The following is a 20,425-nucleotide window of genomic DNA, read 5'->3' as shown; positions in this document are numbered from 1 at the left end:
CATGCGCCTGGCGCCGCGCGCGGTCCTGCTGCTGGCCACCGCGCTGCTGGCCGCGTGTGCCGGCGCGCATTCCTCTTCCCCCTCGATCACCCCTGCACACACGGAGCGGACCATGTCGGAGATGACGCCAGAGCACCTGGCACAAGGCGTAGTACGGTTGATCCTGGCGATCGGCGGCAAGCAGGATCTGGTCGCCGCGCAGGTCGCGGCGCAGACCGGTCTGCAGGTCGAGGACGAGGGCGGACATGCGTTCAGCGCGTCCGGCACGCTCGCCGGCGGTGGCGGCTACACGCTGGAATCGGTCGCCGATGCCGACGCTGCCCCGCCGTCGCGGCTGGACCTGCGCTTCACGCCCGCGCCGGGCGCGGCGCCGGCGCAGTGCACGCAATCGTTGGACGCGTATCGCCAGGCACTGGTCGCAGCCGGCTTCGTGCCGCGCTGGATCGCGCCGCCGCGTCAGGGCAGCGCCGGCCGCTGGCATTTCGAACGCGGCGCGGTCGCCGTGTACGCCTTCGTCGGCAAGGACGCCGGCGAGCACGATGCGCAGGCGTGCGTGGAGATGCTGCAGATCCTGGTCGACGCGTAAGGAGAGCGGAGATGGCACACGACGACGAGCGCCTGAAGGGCATGGTCGACACGTTCGCGCAGGCGCATCCGAAGGAAGGCCAGGCGCTGCGGCAGATGCTGGACAACACGCCGGAGCTGCGCTCGCGGGTGGAGCAGGCGATCGGGCAACAGCAGTTGTCCGGCTTCGCACCCAGTCCCGAGGCGGGCGCCGGCGCGTACAGCCCGCGCACCGGGCAGATCGAGTTGCCGATGGACGTGCTGGCCACGGCCAGGATGAACGCGCCGCGCGACGATTCGGCCAACACCGCCCGCATCGTGCTGGGCCACGAGATCGGCCATGCCATCAACAAGGCCGCGATCGACCGTAGCGATGCCGCATTCGCCGCCAAGGTCGACGGCATCGCCGCCTCGCCTTCGCCGCACGACTACACCGCCACGCTCAAGGCCTACGGGCAGGAACAGCGCACCCGCGAGGCCAAGGACGAGATCGCCGGGGTCAACACGCTGGCCGACTACGTCACCCGCAACAACCCCAAGGCCACGCTCAAGGACCTGTACAACGCCAGCAGCGAGATGGCGAGCTACATCGACAAGCAGGGCGTGGGCAGCAAGGCCACCTACACCGCCAAGGACGGGCTGAGCTTCGGCAAGGATCTGAAGATCGACGCCGACAATCCGCGCAACGTGGAGGCGATGGGCAAGCTGTTCTACGACGCGCGCGGCTACCCGCAGAACTATGGCGAGCGCGCGCTGGCGCAGATCGCCGATGCCGAGGACCGGGCGCAGGCGCAGCACCCCGAGCGCACGCCGCCGGTGGTGCATGCCGACCTGAAGGCGCTCGGCATCGATGCCGCGCAGGTGCCGCGCGATGCGCTGCCGGCGGGATTCCGCGACGGTTCCGCACCGGCGCCGACACCCGAACCGCCTGCGCCGCGCGCCAGCGAGCCGGCCGCCGCGCCGGGTGCCGCCGATCGCGCCCTGCACGAGCGGGTCCGCAACGGCGTGGCCCAGGCCGAACAGGCGATCGGCAAGGGCTGGGACGACAACAGCGAGCGCATGACCGCCAGCCTGACCCTCTTGGCGAAGCAGAACGGCTTCAGCGAGCGCGACCAGCTGGCGGTCGGCTTCAACCGACCGACCGCGTCCTATCAGGGCGGCGAACTGGCGTTCGTGTATCGCAGCGGAGGCGATGTCTCGCCCGATCCCTACGCCAACCGCGCACACATGCCGACCAGCGAGGCGATCGCGCGGCCGGCGCAGGAGACCTACCAGCAACTGCAGCAGCTGGGGGCGCACCAGGGACAGGCGCAGCGCCAGGCACCGGAGCAGGAACAGGCGCTGCAGGCATCGCAACAAGGCCCGACGCGGAGCGATCCGCCGCAGGTGCTGAGCCGCTGAGCGCAGCAGGGCGGCAGCGCGCGCGCGGTACTGCCGCCTCGGTGGGCCATGGTCGCGGCAGGCCGCGGCCACGGCGCGCCGCTCGCGCCGCCTCCCATCGCGTCGGGAGCGCGGCGCCAGGGACACGCTGGGCTTACGGCTGCCAGACCAGGTTCTGGGTCTTCGGGTCGGCGGTGACCTTCTCGACCTTGCCGGTGCCGTCGAAGGACACCTGGAACTCGTTGAAGCTATCGAGCCAGTAGCGCCACAGCGGCGCGTCCAGGCTCGGGTTCTCGCTGGTGATCGGATAGCCCAGCGCCATCAGCACCTGCTCGCGGCTCATGCCCTTGGTCACGCGGTTGGCGGCGATCGCCTCGCGGATCTTCGGCGGGTAGGCCGCCAGCTTCGCCTTGGGATCCTGCGCGACCACGTAGCGCTGGGCGAAGGCCTCGTTGCCCAGGTCGCGGCTGTAGTCGTTGCCGATCGACTGCTTCTTGCCGTCGATCAACACATTGACCCGGTAGCGACCGTAACCGGTCACCTGCACCGGCGTGCCGGCCGGAATCACCTGCTTGCCGTCTTCGGCATAGTTGCTGTCGCTGATCCAGCTGCCGTCGCTGCGCATGTTGCAGCACAGGAAGCCGGAGAACTTGGCATCGGCCGCCGCGGCCAGGTGCGGCAGGGCTGCCGCCAGGGCGAGGGCGAGAACGAACGGGGAACGGAACGAACGCATGGCTGACTCCTTTCGGCGCGGCGATCCTGCCGCGGGTGGCACGAGGGTGGGAGGGCGCTGCCTCCGCCGCGGCGCCCGCGCGCATTGTGCCGGCTGGCCCGCGCCCCGGATAGCGACGCGTTGCACGGTGACGGCGGACCGCTGGCCTGTGTATGCTCGAACCTCGTGGACACCCTGACGCCCGCCGAGATCTCCCTGCGCATCGACGCCCTGCGTCGCGAGCACCGCGCGCTCGACGAACAGCTGCAGCGCATCCCGGCCAATCTGGACGACGAGCTGGAAGCCAAGCGGCTGAAGAAGCGCAAGCTGCAACTGAAGGACTGCATCATGCGCCTGGAGCATCTGCTGATCCCCGACGAACCGGCGTGAGCGCAGCGACCTTCTTCAGCGTCGGCCATTCCACGCGCAGCCTGGAGACCTTCCTGCAGATCCTGCAGGGCGCCGGCGTCACCCGCCTGGCCGACGTGCGCGCGTTTCCGTATTCGCGGCGGTTCCCACAGTTCGACGGCAGCGCGCTGGCGCCGGCGCTGGCCGCCGCAGGCATCGCCTACCGGCACTTCCGCGCTCTGGGCGGGCGCCGCGGCAGGCAGCCGGGGGTCGATCCGCAGCGCAACGGTCACTGGCGCAGCGTCAGCTTCCACAACTACGCCGACTATGCGTTGGGCAGCGAATTCACCGAGGCGCTGACCGAGTTGCAGGCCTTCGGCGACGACGGTGCATGCGCGGTGATGTGCGCCGAGGCCTACTGGCGCCAGTGCCACCGCCAGATTATCTGCGACCACCTGCTGCATCACGGCCACCCGGTGGTGCACCTGATCGACGTCGCCCGCCAGGAACCGGCCACGCTGAACCCGGCCGCGCGCAGCGACGCGCAGGGGCAACTGGTCTATCCGCCGGATGCGGCGGATGCCGGACCGCGCACCGGGGACCTGTTCGAGGCCTGAGCGGTGCTGCCGTCGCCGCAGGCCGCCAGCGCGGCGGGTGCGTCGCGATGCGCCAGCGGCGGCGTCAGGTTCAATGCGTTGGGACCGACGGCACCGTGACCGCATTGCTCCGCGGCGTATCGTCGGTGCCGACGAGGGCGGCGGTGCTCTGCTCAGGCGTACCGTCCTCGGAGGTGGTGAGCAGGCGCAACGGCTGGCCGTGGTACCGGTATTCCAGCGCCTGCTGCAGCTGATCCAGCCGCGCCACCCGCGCGCACAGCGCCTGCGCCTTGGTTTCGATGCCCTTGCTGCGCGCATCCAGGCGGGCCTCGAGGGCGGCGTCCATGCGGTCTGCGCGCTTGTCGATTGCATCGGCGCGGCCCGTGACGATCTGCCAGAGCAGGTGGCGGGCGATGCTGCCCGAGAAACTCTCGGCCTGGGTCTGCACGTAGCGCTCGAAATTGCTGTCGAACGCGGTCTGGTCCCAGCGTCCCCTGCCGAGCGTGCCGTCGACGTATGCGTTGGCCTGCGTGCGCAGCCGCTCGATCTTGCGCGCATTGCCCGCATTGCCGGTCAGCACTTCGACGACGACGCCGAGCACGTCGTAACTGAGGTCGACCGTTTCGTGCGAGAGATCCGTCACCTCCGGCATCAGCGCGCGGGTCTCGCGCTCCATGTCCAGCAATCGCTGCGCATCCGCTGCGCCGATCTGCTGCACCTGGTGATCCACGCTCAGTTCGCCGGCATGGAAGAAGATCTCGCGTGGTCCCTCGCCGTCGCGGGTGAGCCAGATGCCGCCGCTGTCGGCCAGCACGTTGAACGGCGTGCTCAGGCCGCATTGGTGCGAGGACACCTGCGGCCGATGGTCGTGCTTGCCGTCGCCGCTGTCTTCGCCCTGGTCGGCCCACGCGGGCCCGCTGGAGGCGGCAAACAGCAACAGAGCGAAAAGAGGAGCTGTGCGCATCGCCGGAACCCGCAGCAGGGAGTTTCAAGCATGCTCGGGCCGTACCGGCCCCTGGGTCGCGTGTCGGAAGTCACTGTGCCGCGCGGCAGTGATAGCGGGGCGCCTCTATGCATGGCGCGTCGCCACGCGCCGCGCGCAGTGATACCAGGGCGCCCTTGTGTTTGGCGCGGCGCCACGCGCCAGAATCTCACCGCATCACGACTGCAGGTGCGGCAACTGCCGCCTCAATCCTGCGGAACCGGCGGCTCCTCGACCTTGGCTGCTTCCGGGCTGACCCGTTCGATGGTGTGGCGCAGCTCGCGACCAAGGATGAACTTGGCATCCTTCGCCCATGCATCCAGCCGCTCGTCGAACATGAGCTTGCTGTTCTCGTCCGGCCACACCAGCTTCAGTTCGCGCAGTTTCTGGATGAAGCCGCGGAACAGGGTCTTGTCGAAGAACTCCGGCGCGGCCGGTGCGTACAGCAGGCTCAGGCGCTGCGCGGCCTGCTGGCACAGGCTCTCCAGTTCGCCGGCGCCGAGCTTGCCCGGGCCGTTCTTCACCAGTACCGAGATGGCGATGTAATAGCGCTCGAACGCCTGTTGCAGCGAGTGGCCGATGGCGCGCAGGCGGAACACCTCGTCGGTCTGCCCGGTGTTGCGCGCCAGCACGCTGCCGTCGTCCTCGTTGAGCTGCAGCAGCAGGCCTTCGCGCACGAACACCTCGATGGTGCGTTCGATGCGCTCGGCGAACTGGTCCTCGCTCCACGGCAGGAACAGTTCCGCCTGCAGGAACGGGTACACGGTGCGGCCCAGCCGCAGCAGGCCGGCGCGGCTCATGCGACGGTTGTTCTGGAAGCAGCACGCCACCCACGAGGACGCGGTGAACAGGTGCAGCACGTTGTTGCGGAAGTAGCTCAGCAGCACCGCGTTGTCGCCGTTGACGCTGAGCACGTCGCCGAGCGGATGCGGCGTGCGGGTCAGCACGTTGATCTCTTCGGCGTGGGCGATGATGCGCTCGGGCGAGTGCGGTGTCACCGTGACCCGGTCCGAGTACGGCAGTTCCGCCAGCAGCTTCTTGCACAGTTCGATCTGCGCGATCAGGTCGGCCTCGCCCATGGCGTGCTTGGGCGTGGACAGCAGCGCCAGCGCCAGCAGGTTGACCGGATTGACGTCGGCGGCGGCGTTGATGTGCACCTGGATCTGCTGCGCCAGCGCATCGACGGTGCCGTTCAACCAGGCCGGCTTCTCGTCCTCGCCCAGCGGCTGGCCGTCCCACTCCGGCGCGCGCTGCGCCAGTACCTGGCTCAGCGGGATCGGCTCGCCGAAGTTCACCACCACCTGGCCGTAGTTCTGCTTGAGCACCTTGGGGATGCCCCACAGCAGCGCCCAGATCGATTCCTTCTCCTTGGGCCGGCCGCTGAGTTCGTCGAGGTAGCTGTTGCCTTCCATCAGCTTTTCGTAGCCGACGTAGATCGGCTGGAACAGCACCGGCTTGCGCGGCTGGCGCAGGAACGCGCGCAGGGTCATCGCGATCATGCCGCCCTTGGGCTGCAGCAGGCGGCCGGTGCGCGAGCGCCCGCCCTCGACGAAGTACTCGATCGAGTAGCCGCCGGCCACCAGTTGCGCCACGTATTCGCTGAGCACCGCCGAATAGAGCGCGTTGCCCTTGATCGAGCGGCGGATGAAGAACGCGCCGCCCTTGCGCAGCAGGGTGCCGACCACCGGCAGGTTGAGGTTGATGCCGGCGACGATGTGCGGCGGCACGATGCCGCGTTCGTACAGCAGGTAGGACAGCAGCAGGTAGTCCATGTGGCTGCGGTGGCTGGGCACGTAGATCACTTCGTGCCCGGGCGCGGCGTCCTTGAGCTTGTCCAGGTGGTGGACCAGCACGCCGGCGTAGATGCGGTTCCACACGTGGGTCAGCAGGAAGCTGGCCGAGCGCACCACCGGGCTGGAGTAGTCGGCGGCGATTTCCCAGGCGTAGGCGTGCGCCTTGCGCCAGGCGTCCACCGGCTTGCTGTTGTCGCGCTTGGCCTGCGCGGCGATCGCCTCGCGTACCGGCTCGGCCGCCAGCACCTGGTCCACTAGCAGGCGCCGGGTCGACAGGTCGGGGCCGATCACCGCCTCGCGGATGCGCCGGAAATGGGTGCGTAGCACGCGCTGCAGCTTGCGCACGGTGCGCTCGGGCGGCAGCCCTTCCTCCACCGTCTGCCGCATCGACACCGGCGGGGCGAAGCGCACGATGGTGCTGCGGCCGTTGAGCAGCACGCCGAGCAGGCGCCGGAAGCTGCCCACCAGTGCCCAGTTTTCCGAGAACAGCACGGCGAACCAGCCGCTCTGCTTGTCCGGGGCGCGGCCGACGAAGATCGACACCGGCACCAGGTGGATGTCCAGCTCCGGACGCTCGCGGTGCGCCTGCAGCAGCTTGGCCAGCGAATCGGAGTGGGTCTTGGCGCCGCGCTGTTCCGGCAGCAGCGCGTGGTTGCTGCTGCGCCGGGACAGCGCCAGGTAGGCGCGCTTGCGCCCCAGCGGATCGCCGGGCAGCGGCACCAGCGGCGAGGGCAGGCCGGATTCGCGGCAGGCCTTGTCCAGGATCAGCGCGTTGGACAGGCCGTAGTCCTCCAGCACGTACACCACCGGGCGGCCGTCGTTGTACTGGCCGGGCTCGGCCGGTTCGATCTTCAGGCCCAGCCAGGGATCGGCCAGGCGGCCGAGCAGGCGCGCCCACAGCGGTCCCTTGCCCTGGCGCGCGGCGGTCACGGCCACGGGCAGGGGGGAGGGGACAACGGTCGAAGAGGGCGCGGCGCCGGGGCCGGCGGGGGACGCGTCGGCGGGCGCACGGGCCGCGTCGGCCGCGCGTGCGGCCGCGGCGTCGTCGGGGAACGGGAGGGGATTTTGTTCTGGCATCGGGGCCATTATCGCTTAGCCGGCGGAGCGGGGTCGGCGGCGGGTGCCGCGGCCGGGGCGGCGGTGCCGGCGCTGGCCGCCAGCAGCGCGTCCACCTCGCTGAGGGTGTCGCGCAGGTACCAGTGCCCGTCGCGGCGCACCAGCACCGCGGTGGTGTCGATCTGTTCGCCGTCCAGCGGGTACTGGATGCGCACCACCGCCTGGTCGCCCTGCTGGTTGACCAGGCCGGTGCGCAGCGCGCCGGCGCTGGCGTCCAGGTCCAGGCCATAGTCGGCCAGCACCGCCTTGAGGTCGGCCAGGAACGGGCCCAGCCGGCGCAGGCTCTCGTCCATGCCCAGGCTGCGCAGGTCGGCATCGCTGCGCACGCCAGTGCGGCGCGCGCCCGCGCACAGCCGCGCGAGCGCCGCCTGCGCGCGCTTGCGCTCGGACAGCGGCGCGCGCGCGGCCCAGGCGCTCAGCGCCTGCACCAGTTGCACGTAATGGCCGCGCTGCTCGGGCGTGTAGTGGCCCTGATTGCGCAGGAACTGCACGCCGAACAGGCCCAGCGAGTGCGCCGCCTGCTTCAGGCTCGCCGCCTGGCCGCCGAACTGCGCGTCGAAGGCGCGCTGCAGCTGGCGTTCGGCGTCCGGCGCGGCAAGGGTGTCCAGTACCTCGGGCAGGCGTTCGGCCAGCGGCAATTCGGTCAGCGGCCAACGGCTGCGGTCCTCGCTCCAGGCCTGCTGCAGGCGCTGGTACTGGGCCGGCGGCACCGCGGCCTGGGCATAGCCGAGCAGGTCGTTGCGCTGCAGCGCGCGCGCCAGCGTGCGCACCGCGGCGGCCGGCTCGGCGCTGGCGCCGGGCAGTTCGGCGGGCGTGCGCTTGCATCCGCCCGCGGCCAGGGCGAGCATCGCCAGCAGCAGGACGCACAGCGCGCGCGAGGAGATGACCCGGGTCGGGCAGGACGGCATACGGTGCGGGCTCGTTCCCCAAAACGTCCCGCATCTTGCTGGGCGCGGGCGATTCCGGCAAGCCGGGCGGGGGTGTGGCGCGGGGAGCATTGGCAGGCATCCAGGGGGCTGGGCTTGTCGCGGCAGGACATTTCATGACCCGGCTTGGGACCGTCGGGACAGGCATGTCGGCGTATGACCAGACGTGCCAGCGGATTGCACATGTTGCAACGCATCATGTAACCGCTTGCAGTTGCTGCTAACGTCCGCCCACCTCGATTGAGGCGGTGCTGGCCGGGGGACCCAGTGCGATATTCGTCAGAGATCATCCGAGTGCTCGGTCACGGTGGCGCGCGCCGCTGCGCCTGGGTGTTGTCTGCAGTCCTGTGCGGACTCGCGATGACGGCGCCGGTGCAGGCGCAGGACGGCCGCCTGCCGCCGCGTGCGCAATGGCAGGCGTCCAGTTCCTCCAAGCAGGTCAAGGCGCAGGCGATCGGCTATCTGATCGACGGCGACGCCAGCACCCGCACTGCCGGCGCCTTCAGTCCCGGCCACTGGTTCCAGATCGATCTGGGCCGCGCCGCGCAGGTCGGCGGCGTGCGCCTGCAGTGGGACACCTCCAATCCGGAAGGCTTCCTGCTGCAGACCTCGCGCGATGGCCAGCGCTGGGACACGGTCTACACGATGGCCGATTCGCTGGGCGGCACCGAGACGGTGTTCTTCGCGCCGCACCTGGCCCGCTACCTGCGCCTGGCCGCGCCCGCGCGCAGCGCCGACTGGGGCGTGTCGATCTACGAGATGCAGCCGCTGGGCGCCGACGCTGCGCAATTGCGTGGCGTGTCCGCAGCCGACGCTGCGGCGCTGTGGCAGGGCGGTGCCGCGGTGGCGATGCCGGGCAAGGGCGCGCAGGCGCGGCAACTGGACATCGCCTTCCCGCGCGCGTTCGACAGCGCCGGCCTGATCGTCGAGTTCGCCGGCGCGCATGGCGCGGCGCAATTGCAGGCGCAGGATGCCGCAGGCCGCTGGCGCACGCTGGCCGACGATGCGCAGGCCGGCGACAGCGACAGCGCCTACCTCGCCGGTACCGCGCCGCTGCCGGTGAGGGCGCTGCGGCTGCGCGTCGACGCCGCGCCCGGTGGGGTCGCGCCGACCCTGGCGCGCCTGCGCCTGCTTGGGCCGAAGGCGGTGATGACGCCGATGAAGCGCTACCAGGTCGCCGCGCAGCGCGGCGCCACGCGCGCGCTGTTCCCGGCCTCGCTGCACATGCAGCAGACCTACTGGACCGCGGTCGGCATCCATGCCGGCCGGCAGAAGTCGATCTTCGACGAATACGGCAACCTGGAGGCGTGGAAGGGCGCGCCGCTGGTGCAGCCGCTGTGGCGCGACGTGTCCGGCACCGCTGCCGGGGCCGACGGCCATGCCCTGACCCACGCGCTGCGCGATGGCTGGAAGCCGATGCCGTCGGTGCGCTGGTCGCCGCAGCCGGGGCTGGAACTGCGCAGCGAGACCTTCGCGATCGAACGCGGCGGCCAGCCGGTGACGCTGCTGCGCCATCGCCTGCGCAACATCGGCACCACGCCGGTCAGCGGCACCCTCTCTCTGCTGGTGCGGCCGATGCAGATGAATCCGCCGTGGCAGAACGGCGGCCTGTCGCCGATCCACGATATCGCCGTCGACGGCGGCACCGTGCAGGTCGACGGCCGCGCGCTGCTGACCTCGCTGAGCACGCCCAGCGGCGGTGGCGCCGAGGCGTTCGGCACGAACGGCGCCACCGAGATCACCCGCCACGTCGTCGCCGGCACGCTGCCGGCGCAGCACCAGGCGCACGACGCCGACGGCCTGGCCGCGGCGATGCTGAACTACACGGTGCGCCTGGCGCCGGGTGCGCAACAGGACGTGGTGCTGGCGTTCCCGCTGGGTACTGCCAGCGCCGACGCCCAGGGCCGACTGCCGCCGGCGCCGCCGCTGGACCGCGACGCCCTGCTCGCCGCCGGCCGTGGCGACGCGGGTCGCAGCTTCGACGCGCTGGCCGAGCAGGTCTCCGCGGACTGGCAGCAGCGCCTGGGCAACGTCGGCCTGCGCCTGCCCGACGCCAGCCTGGTGGACATGCTGCGCGCGCAAGCCGCGTACATGCTGATCAACCAGACCGGCCCGGCGATGCAGCCGGGGCCGCGCAACTACAACCGTTCCTTCATCCGCGACGGCATGGCCACCTCGGCGATCCTGTTGCGCATGGGCCAGGCGCAGGTCGCACGCGACTACCTGCAGTGGTACAGCGACCACGCGGTGCACCCGAACGGGTTGGTCTCGCCGATCCTCAACGACGATGGCAGCGTCAACGACGGTTTCGGCTCGGACCTGGAGTACGACAGCCAGGGCGAGTACATCGCCCTGGTCGCCGACGTGGCGCGGCTGGACGGCGGCCCGGAGAGCGTGCGCGCCTACCTGCCGAAGGTGAAGCTGGCGATGCAGTTCCTGCAGGAGCTGCGCGAGCGCACCCTGGTGCCTGGCTACATGGCCGAGCAGCCCGCGCCGGAACGCTTCCGCGGCATCCTGGCCCCGTCGATCAGCCACGAAGGCTATTCCAGCCCCACCCACAGCTACTGGGACGACTACTGGGCGCTGAAGGGCTGGCATGACGGTGCCTGGCTGGCCGAATCGCTGGGCGATACCGCCACCGCGGCCTGGGCGCGCGAACAGTACGCGGCGCTGCGCACCTCGCTGGCCGCCTCGATCCGCGCCACCATGGCGTGGAAGGGCGCGGACTACATTCCCGCCGCGGCCGACCTGGGCGACGGCGATCCGACCAGCGTCTCCATCGCCCTGGATCCCACCGGCCAGCAGGACCTGCTGCCGGAGGCGGCGCTGCGCACCACCTTCGCGCGCTATCTGGAAGACGTGCGCCAGCGCAAGCAACCCAATGCGCTGTGGGCCTACACCCCGTACGAGATGCGCAACGTGCTGACTTACGTGCATCTGGACCAGCCGCAGGTGGCCGACGAACTGCTGCAGGACCTGCTGCGCGACCGCCGCCCGTTCGAATGGCAGGTGCTGGCCGAGGTGGTGCAGTCGCGGCTGCGCTTCCCGCGCTACCTGGGCGACATGCCGCATACCTGGATCGGCGCCGAGTACGCGCGCACGTTGTTCGGCATGCTCATGCACGAGGGCGACGATGCGCTGGTGCTGCTGCCGGGTGTGCCGCCGGCCTGGCTGGCCGACGATGGCCTGGCCGTGCAGCGCCTGCCCACCGCCTACGGCACGCTCGGCCTGCGCGCGCGCCAGCGCGACGGGCGGCTGCGGGTCGAACTCGACAGCGGCCTGCGCGCCGGCACCGCCGTGCGCGTGGCCTGGCCGACGCGCACGCGGCCGACCCAGGTGCGCGTGGATGGCCGCCGGATCGACCAATACGACGCCGGCGGAGTGACCCTGTCCAAGCCGTTCCGGACCCTGGAGGCACGCTGGTGAGCCCGCCCCCCGTCATGGCGCCGGACCAGCGCGCCAACATCACCATCAAGGACGTGGCGCGCCTGGCCAACGTGTCGGTGGCGACCGTGTCGCGCACCATGAACGGTCACCAGCACGTGGCCGAATCGGTGCGCGCGCGCGTGCTGGAAGCCGCGCGCACCCTGCACTACGTGCCGCACCACGCTGCGCGCAGCCTGAGCAGCCGCCGCACCCACACCATCGGCGTGGTGCTGCCGGATCTGCACGGCGAGTTCTTCTCCGAATTGATCCGCGGCATCGACACGGTGGCGCGCGAGCGCGGCCTGCACCTGCTGGTGTCCAGCTACCACGGCGAACCGGAACAGCAGCGGCTGGCGGTGCGGCGCATGCCCGGGCGCGTGGACGGCTTGCTGATCATGTCGCCGTCCCTGGCCAGCGATGCCGAGGACCCGGCCGACATGCTGCCCGGCACGCTGCCGGCGGTGCTGATGAACTGCGCCGAGCGCATCGGCGAGGCGCAGGTGCTCAACGTCGACAACTACGGCGGCGCGCGCGCCATGACCCGCCACCTGCTGGACGTGGGCCATCGCCGCATCGCCTTCATCGCCGGGCCGGACGACAACTTCGACGCGCGCGAGCGCCTGCGCGGCTACCGCGACGAACTGCGCGAGCGCTGCCCGCAGGTGGCGCCGCTGGTGCTGCCCGGCGCCTTCGACGAGGCCTCCGGCTACCGCGCTGGCGAAGCCCTGCTGCAGGGCCAGCGCCCGGACGTGGTGTTCGCCGCCAACGACATGATGGCGCTGGGCTGCCTGTTCGCCTTCACCCATGCCGGGCTGCGCGTGCCCGAGGACATCGCCCTGGCCGGCTTCGACGACGTGCCGATGGCACGTTACGTGCATCCGGCCCTGACCACCATGCGCGTGGACATCGCCGGTTTCGGCGCCCGCGCCATGCAGTTGCTGCTGGCGGCGCTGGAGCCGCATGCGGCTGCGGCGGTGTCGGCGGCGTCGGCCAATGCGATCGCTCCACAACTCATCGTTCGTGCTTCCAGTGCCCAGCGAGGGACCGCCATGGACTGACACCGACGCATGCAACACCGATGTCGTTTTTTGCAGCACCTAGAAGAACACAACAACGATCCCGTTTACCGCCCTGGGAGGGCTTTTGTCATGAAGAAATCGCGTTCCGCCTCCAACCTACCCGCACGCAGCCTGCTGTGCTGCGCGCTGGCCACCTGCCTGTTCGCCACGATGCCGGCGATGGCCCAGTCCAGCAGCGCGACCCTGCGCGGCCAGGTCGCCGCCGCCCAGGCCGGCACCGAGGTCACCGTCACCAACATCGCCACCGGCTCGGTGCGCCGCGCGCCGGTCGCCGCCAACGGCAACTACACCGTGGTCGGTCTGCCGCCGGGCACCTACAAGGTCGAGGCCAACGGCGTCACCAAGACCGTGACCCTGCAGGTGGCGTCCTCGTCCACCGTCGATCTCGATGCCGGGACCACGGCCGCCGGCGGCAACGCGACCACCCTGGACACCGTCACCGTCAGCGCGCCCTTGCTGAAGGACGTCAAGACCTCGGAAGTGGGCAACGTGGTGTCGTTGCACCAGATCCAGCAGCTGCCGCAGGCGACCCGCAACTTCCTGGAGTTCGCCGACACCGTGCCGGGCATGGTGTTCCAGGTCGATGGCAACGGAAACACCAAGCTGCGCGGCGGTGCGTCCAACGCAAGCGCCGGCAACCTGTACATCGATGGCGTCGGCCAGAAGAGCTACGTCAAGGGCGGCGGCATCGCCGGCCAGAGCGATACTCAGGGCAATCCGTTCCCGCAGCTGGCGATCGGCGAGTACAAGGTCATCACCTCCAACTACAAGGCGGAGTACGGCCAGATCAGCGGCGCAGCGATCACCGCGGCCACCAAGTCCGGTACCAACGAGTTCCACGGCGAGGCTTTCTTCCGTTATACGGATCAGGATCTGCGCGACAAGCGCCCGGACGAAGCGAACGGCAAGATCGATTCGCAGGTGAAGGAATATGGCTTCGCTCTCGGTGGCCCGATCATCCAGGATCGCATGCACTTCTTCGTCGCCTACGAGGGCAAGGAGAACGTCGCGCCCAAGAGCGTGCAGGCGGACAACACCGCACAGCCGTACGTCGGCCTGCTGCCGTCCAACCTGTCGAGCCAGTTCGGTGCGGCCAACATGCCGTTCACCGAGGACCTGTACTTCGGCAAGATCGATTTCGAACCCACCGACCGCGACCGCATCGAACTGAGCGGCCAGTACCGCGACGAGACCCAGGCCGGCAACATTGGTGGCACCAGTGCGCCGGATCACGGCATCAACAAGATCAACAAGGACAAGCGTGCCAACATCCGTTGGCAGCACAGCGCCGACAACTGGTTCAATGAGTTGATCGTCGGTACCGAGGACTCCGAGAACAATCCGTATCCGAAGAGCATCGGCAACGGCATCGTCTACAAGTATCTGGCCCCACGCGCCGGGTCCACCGACGTGGACGAGTACACCTTCCTGGAAACCGGCTCCGCCGGTGGTGGCAACGTGCAGCGCAAGAGCCAGAAGGGGTGGTTCCTGCAGAACGACCTGACCTTCACCAGCTTCCAGTGGCATGGCGAGCACACCATCAAGATGGGCGTCAGCTACAAGGACATCAAGCTGACCTCGCAGGATGCGGCGGCGCTCAACCCGCAGTTCAGCTATTCGGTCGACAGCAGCGGCGTCGCCGCCACGCCGTACCGCGTGGACTATGTTGCGCCGTATAACACCCCCGGCCAGAAGGCCACCGTGGAGTCGCCGTCCAAGCAATACGGCGTCTATATCCAGGACGACTGGGCGGCGACCGACAAGCTGATGATCAACGTCGGCGTGCGTTGGGACTACGAAGACAGCCCGGCCTACACCGACTTCGTCACCTCGCAGGCCTTCGTCAACGCGCTGTACTCCGACGATCCGGCCAATCCGGGTCAGCCCTGGGCCAACCGCCTGTTGCCTAGCGGCATCAATGCTGCCGACTACATCAGCACCGGTCGCAACCGCAAGAACTTCAAGGATGGCTGGGCGCCGCGTCTGGGCTTCTCCTACGACTTCTTCGGCGACGAGAGCGCGGTGCTGCACGGTGGTGCCGGCCGCTCCTACGATCGCAACCTGTTCGAACAGCTGGCGCTGGAAACCAGCAAGGCGGCGCTGTCGCCGGTCGCGGTGTACTTCCAGAATCCGGCCACCGGCCAGTGTTACCGCAGCGACCGCGTCTGCACCGCGTGGGATCCGCGCTACCTCAATGGCGTGGATCAGCTGAACACCATCCCCGGTGTCAGCGGCAGCGCCGAGCTGTTCATGTTCAACAACCACCTGAAGACCCCGTACAGCGACCAGTACAGCATCGGCATCACCAACCAGGTCGGCGACTGGCAGACCGACGTAACCTTCCAGCGCATCCTCAGCTACGACGGTTTCGCGATGTCGCTGATCAACCGCTATCCGGATGGTTCCTACTTCCAGAACGGCAGCGCGCCGTGGGGCCAGCCGGTGCCGGGCTACCAGAACACGATCCTGGGCATGAACGGCCTCGAGCAGCGCAGCAGCCAGGTGTTGCTGTCGGCCGACAAGCCGTACACCAAGGAATCGGGCTGGGGCCTGACCCTGTCCTATACCCACACCAGCGCGCGTCAGAACCGCAACATCGACGAGCCGTACGCGTTCGACAAGGCGACCATCCACGACTATCCGTTCGTGAAGTCCGATGCGGTGGCGGCGCACCGCTTCGTCGCGTCCGGCTCGATCGATGGTCCGTGGGGCCTGACCTTCGGCGCCAAGGTGGTGCTGGCAACCCCGGAACCGATCAATACCATCGCCTGCTACGGCCACACCGATCCCGACGGCGCGACCTGCCAGCAGGTGGCGGCGGTGCCGCCGGGCAGCGGCAAGTTCCTGGTTGGCGGCAAGATATGGGGCTACCGCACGGTCGACTTCCAGGCGACCAAGGACTTCACCGTGTACAACGATTTCAAGCTGTCGGCGCGCATCAACCTGCTCAATGCCTTCAACTTCAAGAACTACTCGTCGTACTCGTACAACGATTTCGGCTCCGATGGTCGCTTCGATCCGAACATCACCATCAACAAGACCGGCGAAATCATGTACTTCCCGCGCACCGTGACCTTCGAGATCGGCGCCAAGTTCTGATCCACCGCATCACCCACGCGCGTGCCCGACCGGCGCGCGTGGGGTTTCAACGGACGGGGCCGCGTGGCCCCGTCCGCGTTTGCGGTCGCCCCTTTCTTCGGTACAGGACCATGCACGCATGATCGCCGCTCCTCTCCGCAACCTGGTCATCGTCGGCGGCGGCACCGCCGGCTGGATGGCCGCTGCCGCGCTGGCGCGTGTGCTGGGCCCCGACTACCGCATCACCTTGATCGAGTCCGAGCAGATCGGCATCGTCGGCGTCGGCGAGGCCACCGTGCCGCACATCAAGGCCTTCAACAACCTGCTCGGCATCAACGAGGCCGAGTTCGTGCGCCACACCCAGGGCAGCTTCAAGCTCGGCATCGAGTTCGCCGACTGGCAGCGCCCGGGCACCTCCTACGTGCACGGCTTCGGCACCGAGATCGGGCATCCGCTCGGGCTGCTGCCGTTCCAGCAGTACTGGTTCAAGCAGGCGCTGGCCGGCAAGGCGAAGCCGCTGGGCGCCTATACGCTCAACACCGTCGCCGCCAAGCGCGACCGCTTCATGACATCGGCCACGGATGTGCCGCCGAACTCGCCGCTGGCCAACATCGCCTACGCCTACCACTTCGATGCGGCGTTGTACGCGGGCTTCCTGCGCCGCTACGCCGAGCAGCGCGGGGTGACCCGGCGCGAGGGCATTGTCGAGGAGGTGCAATTGCATCCCGAGTCCGGCGACGTGCGCGCGGTGCGCCTGGCCTCGGGCGAGGCGATCGCCGGCGACCTGTTCATCGATTGCTCCGGCTTCCGCGGTCTGCTGATCGAGCAGGCGCTGCACACCGGCTACCACGATTTCAGCCACTGGCTGCCGTGCGATCGCGCGCTGGCGGTGCCCTGCGCCAAGGTCGGCCCGCCCACGCCGTACACCCGCGCCATCGCGCGCGCGGCCGGCTGGCAGTGGCGTATTCCGCTGCAGCACCGCACCGGCAACGGCTACGTGTACTGCAGCGCGCACATCAGCGACGACGAGGCCGCCGCCACGCTGCTAGCCAACCTCGACGGCCCGGCCCTGGCCGACCCGCGCCCGCTGCGCTTCGTCACCGGCCGCCGCAAGCAGGTGTGGAACCGCAACGTGATCGCGCTAGGCCTGGCCAGCGGCTTCATGGAGCCGCTGGAGTCGACCAGCATCCACCTGGTCCAGTCCGGCATCTCCAAGCTGCTGGAGCTGTTCCCGCGCGAGGGCATCAGCCCGGTGCTGGTGCGGCGTTACAACGACCGTATCGCGTTCGAATTCGACCGCATCCGCGATTTCCTGCTGCTGCACTACCACGCCACCGAGCGCGACGACAGCGCGTTCTGGCGGCACTGCCGCAGCATGCCGATCACCCCGGAACTGCAGGAGACCCTGGACTTGTTCCGCGACAGCGGCCGCTTCTACCGCAACGGCGATGAGATGTTCGCCGAGATCAGCTGGGTGCAGGTGATGGTGGGGCAGGGCATCTTGCCGCGCGCCTACCACCCGCTGGTGGACCAGGTGCCGCAGGCCGATCTGGAGCGCTTCATGGCCAGCGTCGAGCAGACCATCGGCCATTGCGCCGACGCGATGCCGCCGCACCAGGCCTTCATCGACCGCTACTGCGCGGCCCGGCCCGCCTGAGCGCGACGCGGGCACAAAAAAAGAGGCCACGCGCACCAGGCGCGGGCCTCTTCAAATCCGACCGAAGCCGGAGAACGGTATGGCACATCTCCGGCAGAGCCGGACGCTGGGCATGCTACCGGCACGCCGAAGTTAAAGCAACACTTTAGAATTTATCTTCTAAGTAATTGATTTAAAATCAATGACCGGGGTGGCCAGCCAGTGTCGCCGCGATCTCCTGCTGGATCGCCTCGGCCGCCGCACGCGGATCGGCGGCCCGGCGGATCGGCCGGCCGACCACGATCGCATCGGCGCCGTCGGCGAAGGCCTGGGCCACGCCCACGGTGCGCTGCTGGTCGTCGCCGACCGGGCCGCCCGGACGGATGCCCGGGCAGACGATGGAGAAGCCGGCGCCGGTGGCGCGGCGGATCGGCGCCGCTTCCTGGCCGGAGGCGATCACGCCGTCGATGCCGGCCGCCTGCGCGGCCAGCGCGCGCTCCACCACCACGTCTTCCGGCGCGCGGTCGATGCCCATCGACGCCAGGTCGGCGCGGCCCATCGAGGTCAGCACGGTCACCGCCAGCAGGCGCATGTCGCTGCCGTTGGCCTCGGCCGCGGCCTGCATCATCGCCGGGTGCCAGCCGTGGATGGTGCAGTAGTCCACCGGCCACTGCGACAGCCGCCGGATCACCCCGCCCACCGTGGCCGGGATGTCGAAGAACTTCAGGTCCACGAACACGCGCTTGCCGCGCCCGGCCAGCGTGTCCAGCACGTCGAAGTACTCGCCGGAAGCCAGCAGTTCCATGCCGATCTTGTAGAACGCCACCGCATCGCCGAGCCGCTCGATCCACTCCAGCGCCTCGCTGCGCCCGGGCACGTCGAGGGCGAAGATCAGGCGCTCGTGCGGCGCCAGCGCCAGCGGCGCGCGGCTCACTGCGCCAGCTCCAGCGCCTGCACCTTGGCCTGGTGGCGGGCGGCGCGCGACTGGGTGAAGTCGTTGTTGAACAGCGCCGGTTCCCAGGAGCCGTAGCTGGGGTTGGGCAGCATCCACCAGCGCTCGCCGAACCAGTCGTGGTACTGCTGCAGCAACTGCGCGCGGCCTTCCGGGGTGTTGGCCACCACCTGCGCAAAGTCGCCGAGTTGGTCGCCGAACTGCATCAGCACGCGGTACTGCTGGCCGACCAGCTTGCGCCGGCAGTTCTTCTCCGAGCCGTTCTGCTCGCAATCCTTGACCACCGTGCCCAGGCCCAGCAGCACGCTGTTGTCGGCCACCGGCAGGCCGGCGCTGCGCAGGTTGGCCAGGGTCGCGTCGGTCAGGTGCACGGCGCGGTTGGTCACGTACAGCACGGTGATGCCCTTGGCGGTGGCGGCCTTGGCGAAATCGACCACGCCGGGGATCGGCTTGGCCTTCTTCTCGGCCACCCACTGGTCCCAGGTGACCTCGTCGTATTCCTTGCCGTTGCGGATCAGCCGCGCCTGGTAGGGCGAGTTGTCCAGCACGGTTTCGTCCACGTCCATCACCACCGCCGGCTTCAGCCCGGTGGCGGCGTTGCCGCGTTCCTCCGGCACCAGCGCATCCCAGTTCGGCTCCTTCAGCGCCGCATCCAGGCGGTCGGCGGCGGCGCGATAGGTCTGCTCGGTCAGGGCCTGGTACTCGGCCGAGCGCTGCATCCACAGCACCGCATTGAGGTTGTCGTCGGCCGCGCCCGGGGCGGCAGCGGACGCGGTCGACGCGGCAGTGGCGGTAGCCGCCGGCTTGGCGGCGGGGTCGGCGACCTGCGCCTGCGGCTTGCAGGCAGACAGGGCGAGCACGGCGCAGGCCAGTGCGGTGCGGGCGATCGGCGTCATCGGGCGTGGGAACCTGGGCAAATGAACCACGGATTTTAGCCGGTTGCGATGACCGGCGCGGCGCAGCGCGCAGCGGCGCAGGCAGGCCGCCGCGCTCAGGGCGCGAACGTCAGCGCACGCAGATCCGGGGCGAGCACCGCCTCGACAGGGTTAGCGCTGTCGTGGCCGGCATAGGTGCTGAAGCGGATGCGCAGGCGGCCATCACGCACGGCGTAGGGCGTCAGGTCGTCGAGGTCGGGCGCGTCCAGATCGATGTTGTCCAGGCAACTGGACACCGGCACCCGGGCCAGGATCGACGGCGCCCCGTGCAGATCGACCACGGTCAGCGCCATCTCCGCACCGGCGCCGCAATAGCCATGTCCGTCCCCGGGCGAGGAACGGCGCACCGACAGGTACAGCAGGCGGTCGCGCGCCAGATACGGCTGCAGCCGGGTCGGCAGCAGGCGGATGGCGCGCGCGCTGCCGATCAGTTCCGGTGCGTAGGCGCGCGGGATGGTTTCCAGCACGGTCGGTGCGCGCCCCGGCACCTGCAGCACGACGCGGCCGGCGCGATAGGCCAGATGCAGGACGCCGCGGCGTGGATCGCAGACCTCGGTCTCGGCCAGCGTGGCCGATGCCGCGCCGCAGTCCGTCGGCGTCGGGGGCGCGGCGGTGTGGATTGGCACGGCGCTGGGCGCAGCGGGCGCGGCCAGGGCCAGCAGGAGGGTGAGCGGCAGCATGCGGGGCCTTCGCGGTGTGAGCCATGAGTGTGGCAGCCACCGCGGCTCGCGCACCAGTTGTGACGTACATCCTTTGTGAAAGTGACGTGATTCACGCAAGTGTCTGTTTTGCAGGGAATTTCCCGACAGCATGTCGGGAGCCTCCGGATGCCGCTGCGCTGTGGTTTGCACCACACTTCGCAGTACGGAAAACCGCGCGACGCGGCGCCTGGTGCGCTGCAG

General features: G+C 69.5%; 15 protein-coding genes. 8 read left to right on the top strand and 7 right to left on the bottom strand.

All coding sequences use genetic code 11. The annotated features are described in order from the left end of the window. Position 1: 1 nt before the first annotated feature. Entirely contained in the window at positions 2–586 is a 585-nt protein-coding gene (locus AC1PLR_RS20815) for a hypothetical protein (protein WP_481102199.1), read from the top strand. An 11-nt stretch (positions 587–597) separates the two neighbouring features. After that, positions 598–1,965 (top strand): XVIPCD domain-containing protein, encoded by a 1,368-nt coding sequence (locus tag AC1PLR_RS20810; RefSeq protein WP_481102198.1) that lies wholly within the window; start codon positions 598–600, stop codon positions 1,963–1,965. A 133-nt stretch (positions 1,966–2,098) separates the two neighbouring features. Here the strand turns inward: AC1PLR_RS20810 and bamE are convergent, their stop codons facing one another. After that, positions 2,099–2,677, bottom strand: a complete 579-nt coding sequence (bamE, locus tag AC1PLR_RS20805; RefSeq protein ID WP_481102197.1) for an outer membrane protein assembly factor BamE domain-containing protein — start codon at positions 2,675–2,677, stop codon at positions 2,099–2,101. 165 nt (positions 2,678–2,842) lie between these two features. Between bamE and AC1PLR_RS20800 the strand changes: the two genes are divergently transcribed. Beyond that, positions 2,843–3,046, top strand: coding sequence for a YdcH family protein (locus tag AC1PLR_RS20800; RefSeq protein ID WP_010342388.1), 204 nt, complete (start codon positions 2,843–2,845; stop codon positions 3,044–3,046). Continuing rightward, the gene (locus AC1PLR_RS20795) at positions 3,043–3,621 is read left to right on the top strand and encodes a DUF488 domain-containing protein (RefSeq protein WP_481102196.1); all 579 of its coding nucleotides are present in this window, start codon (positions 3,043–3,045) and stop codon (positions 3,619–3,621) included. The genes AC1PLR_RS20800 and AC1PLR_RS20795 overlap by 4 nt, the downstream gene beginning before the upstream one ends. A 70-nt stretch (positions 3,622–3,691) precedes the next feature. On the opposite strand, the gene AC1PLR_RS20790 is transcribed toward AC1PLR_RS20795, so the two are convergent. The 3 genes from AC1PLR_RS20790 to AC1PLR_RS20780 all read right to left on the bottom strand — a co-directional run bounded on the left by AC1PLR_RS20790 (position 3,692) and on the right by AC1PLR_RS20780 (position 8,399). Next, positions 3,692–4,564 (bottom strand): DUF2884 family protein, encoded by an 873-nt coding sequence (locus AC1PLR_RS20790; RefSeq protein ID WP_371180987.1) that lies wholly within the window; start codon positions 4,562–4,564, stop codon positions 3,692–3,694. 224 nt (positions 4,565–4,788) lie between these two features. After that, positions 4,789–7,461, bottom strand: a complete 2,673-nt coding sequence (gene plsB, locus AC1PLR_RS20785; protein WP_481102195.1) for a glycerol-3-phosphate 1-O-acyltransferase PlsB — start codon at positions 7,459–7,461, stop codon at positions 4,789–4,791. Further along, complete coding sequence (locus AC1PLR_RS20780; RefSeq protein WP_420008348.1) at positions 7,461–8,399, bottom strand: hypothetical protein; 939 nt, start codon at positions 8,397–8,399, stop codon at positions 7,461–7,463. Before AC1PLR_RS20780 ends, plsB begins: the two co-directional genes overlap by 1 nt. A gap of 378 nt (positions 8,400–8,777) precedes the next feature. Between AC1PLR_RS20780 and AC1PLR_RS20775 the strand changes: the two genes are divergently transcribed. From AC1PLR_RS20775 to AC1PLR_RS20760, 4 genes are all read left to right on the top strand, one after another. Beyond that, complete coding sequence (locus AC1PLR_RS20775) at positions 8,778–11,843, top strand: galactose-binding domain-containing protein (protein WP_481102194.1); 3,066 nt, start codon at positions 8,778–8,780, stop codon at positions 11,841–11,843. Between the two features lie 14 nt (positions 11,844–11,857). Next, on the top strand, positions 11,858–12,901 hold the full coding sequence (locus AC1PLR_RS20770) for a LacI family DNA-binding transcriptional regulator (RefSeq protein WP_420010283.1): 1,044 nt from the start codon (positions 11,858–11,860) through the stop codon (positions 12,899–12,901). Between the two features lie 90 nt (positions 12,902–12,991). Then, entirely contained in the window at positions 12,992–16,021 is a 3,030-nt protein-coding gene (locus AC1PLR_RS20765; protein WP_481102193.1) for a TonB-dependent receptor, read from the top strand. Positions 16,022–16,139: 118 nt separating this feature from the next. Further along, positions 16,140–17,657 carry a tryptophan halogenase family protein gene (locus AC1PLR_RS20760; RefSeq protein WP_481102192.1) on the top strand — a complete coding sequence of 506 codons (1,518 nt, stop codon included), beginning with the start codon at positions 16,140–16,142 and terminating at the stop codon, positions 17,655–17,657. 178 nt (positions 17,658–17,835) lie between these two features. Here the strand turns inward: AC1PLR_RS20760 and pyrF are convergent, their stop codons facing one another. The 3 genes from pyrF to AC1PLR_RS20745 form a co-directional block, all read right to left on the bottom strand. Then, positions 17,836–18,570 (bottom strand): orotidine-5'-phosphate decarboxylase, encoded by a 735-nt coding sequence (gene pyrF, locus AC1PLR_RS20755; RefSeq protein WP_481099392.1) that lies wholly within the window; start codon positions 18,568–18,570, stop codon positions 17,836–17,838. Continuing rightward, positions 18,567–19,484, bottom strand: coding sequence for a 5'-nucleotidase, lipoprotein e(P4) family (locus AC1PLR_RS20750; RefSeq protein ID WP_481099391.1), 918 nt, complete (start codon positions 19,482–19,484; stop codon positions 18,567–18,569). The genes pyrF and AC1PLR_RS20750 overlap by 4 nt, the downstream gene beginning before the upstream one ends. 95 nt (positions 19,485–19,579) lie before the next feature. Beyond that, positions 19,580–20,203: a hypothetical protein gene (locus tag AC1PLR_RS20745; RefSeq protein WP_481102191.1), complete on the bottom strand. Its 624-nt coding sequence runs from the start codon at positions 20,201–20,203 to the stop codon at positions 19,580–19,582. Between the last annotated feature and the right edge of the window lie 222 nt (positions 20,204–20,425).

The organism is Xanthomonas sp. NCPPB 3570 (assembly GCF_056725115.1).
This window is presented reverse-complemented; position numbering and strand designations above follow the sequence as displayed.